General features: G+C 69.5%; 6 protein-coding genes and 1 riboswitch. All 6 genes read left to right on the top strand.

Annotated elements, in window-relative coordinates:
* Positions 1 to 48 precede the first annotated feature (48 nt).
* On the top strand, positions 49 to 849 hold the full coding sequence (locus ACWDS7_RS25040; protein ID WP_451931249.1) for a DeoR/GlpR family DNA-binding transcription regulator: 801 nt from the start codon (positions 49 to 51) through the stop codon (positions 847 to 849).
* Positions 846 to 1,925: a galactose-1-phosphate uridylyltransferase gene (gene galT / locus ACWDS7_RS25045; protein ID WP_451931250.1), complete on the top strand. Its 1,080-nt coding sequence runs from the start codon at positions 846 to 848 to the stop codon at positions 1,923 to 1,925. Before ACWDS7_RS25040 ends, galT begins: the two co-directional genes overlap by 4 nt.
* Before the next feature lie 71 nt (positions 1,926 to 1,996).
* Positions 1,997 to 2,132: riboswitch (cyclic di-AMP (ydaO/yuaA leader) on the top strand.
* 53 nt (positions 2,133 to 2,185) lie between these two features.
* Positions 2,186 to 3,145 carry a coiled-coil domain-containing protein gene (locus tag ACWDS7_RS25050; RefSeq protein ID WP_451931251.1) on the top strand — a complete coding sequence of 320 codons (960 nt, stop codon included), beginning with the start codon at positions 2,186 to 2,188 and terminating at the stop codon, positions 3,143 to 3,145.
* Between the two features lie 839 nt (positions 3,146 to 3,984).
* Positions 3,985 to 4,821 (top strand): hypothetical protein, encoded by an 837-nt coding sequence (locus ACWDS7_RS25055; RefSeq protein WP_451931252.1) that lies wholly within the window; start codon positions 3,985 to 3,987, stop codon positions 4,819 to 4,821.
* On the top strand, positions 4,791 to 5,318 hold the full coding sequence (locus ACWDS7_RS25060) for a hypothetical protein (protein ID WP_451931253.1): 528 nt from the start codon (positions 4,791 to 4,793) through the stop codon (positions 5,316 to 5,318). The genes ACWDS7_RS25055 and ACWDS7_RS25060 overlap by 31 nt, the downstream gene beginning before the upstream one ends.
* Positions 5,319 to 5,413: 95 nt before the next feature.
* Positions 5,414 to 6,260 (top strand): GNAT family N-acetyltransferase (locus ACWDS7_RS25065; protein ID WP_451931254.1); only part of this gene is annotated, 847 nt, incomplete at its 3' end.

Raw genomic sequence — 6,260 nt, forward strand, 5'->3', positions numbered from 1 at the left:
CTGCCCCGTGATAATTTGGTGGAATCTGTTTGATTAAGGAGTTGGTCAATGCTCGCCCAACAGCGGCAGCAGGCGATTTTGGAGCGGGTGCGCAGCAGCGGCGGGGTCCGGGTCGCCGACCTCGTCCGCGAGCTCGGCGTGTCCGACATGACGATCCGCAGGGATCTCGAGGTGCTGGCCGAGCGCGGCCTGGTGGAGAAGGTGCACGGCGGGGCCACCGTCGCCGGCCCCGGCTCGACCGAGGAGCCCGGCTTCGCCGCCAAGTCGGTGCGCCAGCAGCCGGAGAAGGAGGCGATCGCCCGGCACGCGGCCCAGCTCGTCCGGCCCGGCACGGCCATCGCGCTGTCGGCCGGGACCACGACCTGGACGCTGGCCGGTTCCGTGGTCGACGTGCCCGACCTGACGGTGATCACCAACTCGATCCGGATCGCCGACGTCTTCCACCGCTCCCCCCGCCCGGACCGCACCGTCGTGCTGACCGGCGGCGTCCGCACCCCCTCCGACGCGCTGGTCGGGCCGGTGGCCGTGGCGGCGATCCGCGGGCTCCACGTGGACACCCTGTTCCTCGGCGTGCACGGGATGAGCGCCCGCGCCGGGTTCACCACGCCCAACCTGCTGGAGGCGGAGACCAACCGCGAGCTGGTCGCCTCCGCGCACCGCCTGGTGGTGCTCGCCGACCACACCAAGTGGGGGACGGTGGGGATCAGCACGATCGCCGAGCTGGCCCAGGCCCACGTGGTGATCACCGACTCCGGCCTGCCGGAGGAAGCCCGCGACGAGCTCACCGCCCAGGTGGGCGAGCTGATCATCACCGAGCCGCAGCAGGAGAGCGAGGCGCTGAGCCGATGAAGCGCACCATCACCCACCTGGCCGACGGCCGGGAACTGTTCTACTTCGACCGGCACGACAGCGCCGACCGCGGCGCGATCGACCAGCGGGACCTGCCGCCCCGCCCGGCGGCCTCCGAGCTGCGCTACGACCCGCTCACCGAGGAGTGGATCGCGGTGGCCGGGCACCGCCAGGGCCGCACCTTCCTCCCCCCGGCGAGTGAGTGCCCGCTGTGCCCGTCGACCCCCGGCCATCTGACCGAGGTCCCCTCAGCCTCCTACGACGTGGTCGTCTTCGAGAACCGCTTCCCCTCCTTCTCCTCCCAGATCGGCGAATACCACCAGGTCGGAGGGTTGAGCGAGGTCCGCCCGGGGGCCGGGCGGTGCGAGGTGGTCTGCTTCACCTCCGATCACGACTCCTCCTTCTCCGCGCTCTCGGCCGACCAGGTCGACCTGGTCATGGAGGCGTGGATCGACCGTACGGCGGAGCTGTCGGCGATGCCGGGCGTGGAGCAGGTGTTCTGCTTCGAGAACCGGGGGGCGGAGATCGGGATCACCCTGGCCCACCCCCACGGCCAGATCTACGCCTACCCCTACGTGACCCCGCGCACCAAGCTCTCCCTCGCCGCGGCCGGACGCCACCGGGAGCGGACCGGCCGCAACCTGTTCGCCGACGTGCTGGCCGCCGAGCGGGAGGCCGGGATCCGCGTGGTCGCCTCGAACGAGCACTGGACGGCCTTCGTCCCCGCCGCGGCGCGCTGGCCCGTGGAGGTCCACCTCTACCCGCACCGCCAGGTCCCCGACCTGGGCGCGCTGGAGCCCGCCGAGCGCGCGGCGTTCGGTCCGCTCTACACGGAGGTGCTGCGCCGCCTGGACGGGCTGTACGGCGTGGTCATGCCGTACGTCGCGGCCTGGCACCAGGCGCCGGTGAACGTCGGGCGCGACCTCTCCTACGCGCACCTGGAGCTGTTCAGCATCCGGCGGGCGCCGAACAAGCTGAAGTATCTCGCCGGGTCGGAGTCGGCCATGGGGGCTTTCGTGAACGACGTCCTTCCCGAGGAGGCGGCGCGCCTTTTGCGAGAAGTTGTCACAGGATGATCACTTATTAGTCTCAGATTGGGGTCGCGTTACCTGGGGTTTACCACTACTATCCTCACACATCGGACCTAATGTCCGAAATGCCTAATTCCGGGCGCGTCGCCCGGGAGCCGGGGAACCACCGCACTTGGGGTGAACCACTTCGGTGGAAGGGCTTCCTCCAGCCCGAACCCGTCAGCTAACCCGGTAGGCGGATGGAGAGGAGAGTCGTGGCGGCTCTATCCCCCACGTTCCGTCGCCATGCGGCCTTGACCATTTCCGTGGTTTCGGTCCTCGCGTTCACCTCCGGCACGGCGACCGCGGGCAGCGCGGCCCCCAAGCCCAAGACCGCGGGCAGCGCGGCCCCCAAACCCAAGGAGTCCCAGCTCCGCGCCGAACTGGCCGACCTGAACAAGCGGGTCGACACGCTCATCGAGACCTACGCCGCCAAGCGCGAGTCCCTCAGGAAGGCCCAGGCCGCGGAGGTGGTCGCCAAGGCGGACCTGCGCAAGGCCGAGACCGCCTACCAGGAGGCCGACAAGCAGGTCGACTCCATCGCCCAGCTCCGCTACCAGAGCAGCACCGGCGACCTACCGTCCCTGCTGTTCTCCACCAACATCGACATGGGCGGCGCCGCGATCATGCAGCAGCTCACCGCCCAGCAGAGCGCCTACCTGCAGGGCTTCGCCCAGAGCCGGGACCTGAAGAAACAGGCGGCGGAGAAGGCGGCCCGGCTCACCGAGCAGATCGGCCAGGAGACCGCGGCGGTGGCCACCCAGCGCAAGGAGGCCGAGAAGCTGATCGACGCCATCGAGAAGAAGCTCGACGCGCTCGTCCCCACGGGCTCCGGCCGCCGGGCCGACGGCAGTTGGGCGCCCCAACTGCCCACGGGCGCCGACAACATCACCGACCGCACCCGGATCATGCGCGAGGCCATCGAGAAGCGCTTCGCCCTGCCCTACACGGTCGGCTGCTACCGGGCCGTGAACGACGGCGGCGAACACCCGCTCGGCCGCGCCTGCGACTTCATGATGAGCACCGGCGGCTCGATGCCCTCGGCCGCCCACGTCAAGCTCGGCGACGAGATCGCCGCCTGGGCCGTCAAGAACAGGGCCAGCCTCGGCGTCAAATACGTGATCTGGCGCCAGCGCATCAACTCCGGCTCCGGCTGGCGTCCCATGTCCGACCGCGGCGGCGTCACCGCCAACCACTTCGACCACACGCACATCTCGATGTACTAGCGTCCTGCTGTCCTGTCCTGACCTGCGCCTGCGCCGCTGTGGCGACGGCCCTGACGAACACGCGGCGACCTTGATGCGGGCGGCGAGCCGCAGCGCGACGCTTCCGGAAGCGGGACGTCACGCGGCTTGCCGCCCCTCGGCGGAGCGAGGACGCGCTCCTGCTTGCCGCCGAGCGGCTTGACCTGCCCACGCGCGTGGACGATGCCGCGCGGGCGCAGGCCGGGGCGCCCAACCGTTCCCGGACAGCCGGTTTGTGGGCGTATCCCACGCGGCGACTTGCAGCGACTGGGGCGAGTAGTGCTCGTTGAGCACTACCTGCGACGCCTCCACGTATCTACCTTCTTCTCTTCTCTCCCAGGCGCTCTGTCGGTTTGTGTCCCCGGCTGTCCTGAAGTCGCTGGACATCCCAGGCAGCCTCCCCGGAGTGCGGACGGCGCCGCTGGAGCGCACGCGCTGTCACATTGCCGGCAGCGCCGCCCGGACAGGCGGCGCCGCCCGACGGAAAGGGGACGGAGCGGGAGAAGCGGAGGGAGAAGGCGGAGGAGAAGCGGAAGGGGTCGCCGGACGGCCTGGTGGACCTGCACATCACCGCCGCGCCGCCCGAGGGTTCAAGCGGCCGGCCCGAGTGCGCAAGCTCGTCGAGGGCAGAGCCCCGTCCCTGACCCTCGCATCGGCTCCGTACGGCGAGCTGGAGAGGGTCGAGCACCAGCCGGGGTGGGGAAACCAGGTGAAAGTCGTCGGCTGGGCCATGGACGACGCCTCGGCCACCGCGCCCAGCCAGGTGCTGGTCTACAACAGGGCATCGTCCTGGTGGACCACCGCCGACGCCTATCGGCCCGATGTCGCACATTGGGGGGGACAGGCTGGAGATCCCCGAGCACGTGTCACTGACGGACTACACCCCGGCCATCGACTTCGACACCTACGGTGAGATCGTCAAGGACAAGGTCGACTGGGACCAGGCCCTGCAGAACTCCTACCTCGCGTTGAAGATCCTCGGTCAGCTGTCGGGCTGGGTCGACACGGACTTCGGCAGGACTCTGGAGATCGTCGCCGGAGCGAGCTACCAGATCGGCAAGGCCATCAGCGACTTCCTGCCCGCGGCCACCGGCATGGGATTGGGCGTGCTGAGCAATGTGGCCACCGCGAACATGCTCGGGGCGGTCATGGCAGGCGTCCAGGCTCTGCTGCCGCTGTTCACCGACTCCATGCCGGGCGGCGTCCAGGGCGAGATCATGGCGCTGCGGGACGAGATCTCGGAGTTGGGGAAGCAGATGCAGGCCCGCTTCGACTCCGTCGACGCCCAGCTGTCGGTGATCTACACCGACATGGTGAACAAATTCGACGAGGTCATCCGGATGGGCCGGATCACCCAGACGCAGCTCTACCAGGTGAACTTGCAGATCTCCACGTTGAGCTCCCAGCTCGACAGCTGGGGCGCGGAGATCTTCGCCGCCCTGCAGGAGATCGCCCTCCATGACGCCTCGGCTGTGCTCGACGGGTACGTGCACTACGCCGCCGACCACAACAGGGAGCAGATCCCCAAGGAGCGGTATGTGCATGACGTCGAGATACCGCTCCATGCCGCACTCATGCAGACGGTCACGAGTGCGCCTTTCACCGGCCCGGTCAAGGTCGACGGCGAGTGGAAGGGAGCCAGATCGATGAGGCCCTGAAGGTCTACAAGGCGGTGACCAGGGCGGCGACCCTGCTGCGGGAATACTCCAAGATCGGCTGGGCGAAGACGATCGAGCAGGACGATCTGATGAAGATGGCACTGTTCAGTGCACAGAGGATCCCGTCGGATCTGGGCGACGACCTCATGATCTCCAAGATGTTCCGGACCGCGCGGGACACCTACGCCTCGTGCCTGCCCGATCAGTCCCCCTTCGGAGACGGGCGGTGCACCTCGTCCCCCACGGAGTACGACCCGATGAACGGCCAGTCCCTGCCCGCCGCCTGTCCCACTGACGTCCCGGCGGACAAGCTCACCCCGGACCCGGTGGCCAACTGCCTGCTGGGCTTCGGCCTGGGCCGTTCCAGGGTGCTGATGGAGCGCTACGAGCAGGCGTCCAAGGCGATCGCCTCCCTCACCTATTCGGAGGACATGCCGCAGATCAGCCATGCCGTGGCCAGGTTGGAGAACACGGACACACTGCTCCACATCTCCTGAGCCGGTATGAGCGCGGTGGTGCGGGCCCGGAAGTCCCGGGGGCCGCACCACCGCCCGCGGATGATCGGATCCGATGGTCTCGTAGGGTTGTCCCCGTGACCACTGAACCAGCGCTCGCCGACCCCGTCGCGGACATGACCTCGCTCCACCTGGCCACCCGGAACGCCGCCGCCTTCTGGAGCACTCTCGCGCAGACCCGTGGGCACGCGCTGGTCCACCGGCCCGGTTTCGTCGGCGTGGACGGGAGCGAGCGCAGCGGCCTGCGGATCCTGCTGCTCTCGCCGGAGCCGGACGCGGACGATCTCGCCGAGCTGACGGACCTGGCCCGGCGCCGATCCACCGGCGGGGTGGTCGTCGAGGACCCGTTCAGCTCGCTCGACCTGGGCGGTTCGGGGTTGAGCCCCCGGCGGCTGCCCGTCATGATCCGCCGCCCCGGTCCGGTGCCCGCGCCGCCGGCCGTACAGGTCGACCGGGTGGAGACCGGCGACCAGCTGGAGACGGCGGAGCGGATCGTGGTCCACGGGTTCCCGCTGCCGGCCTTCCAGCCCCATCAGGCGGGCGAGGTGTTCCCCACGGGACTGCTGGGACGCGAGGGGATCGAGCTGTTCCTCGCCACGCGGGACGGGGTGCCCGCCGGGGCCTGCATGACGGTCGCCGACGGCGGGGTGGGCGGGGTCTACTGGGTGACCACCCTGCCCGAGCACCGCTCCCACGGGGTCGGACGGGCACTCATGCACGCGGTCCTGGGACACCTGGAGGGTCCCGTCACCCTGACCTCCGCGACGGCCGGCAAGCCGCTCTACGACTCCCTCGGATTCGACACCGTCACCCACGCGACGTGGTGGTCCACCTGCATGACCGTGCCCTACATCGTCGGCCACATCCGCGCCATACTCCCCGAACCGCGGGCCTTCCGAAGCCCCCAGCACCAGATCATCTATG

It is taken from the genome of Streptosporangium sp. NPDC003464 (genome assembly GCF_053588315.1).

Bases quoted from the DNA above. Each gene is read 5' to 3' on its own strand.
- ACWDS7_RS25040 (WP_451931249.1), top strand. From the start codon at position 49: ATGCTCGCCCAACAGCGGCAGCAGGCGATTTTGGAGCGGGTGCGCAGC.
- galT (WP_451931250.1), top strand. From the start codon at position 846: ATGAAGCGCACCATCACCCACCTGGCCGACGGCCGGGAACTGTTCTAC.
- ACWDS7_RS25055 (WP_451931252.1), top strand. From the start codon at position 3,985: ATGTCGCACATTGGGGGGGACAGGCTGGAGATCCCCGAGCACGTGTCA.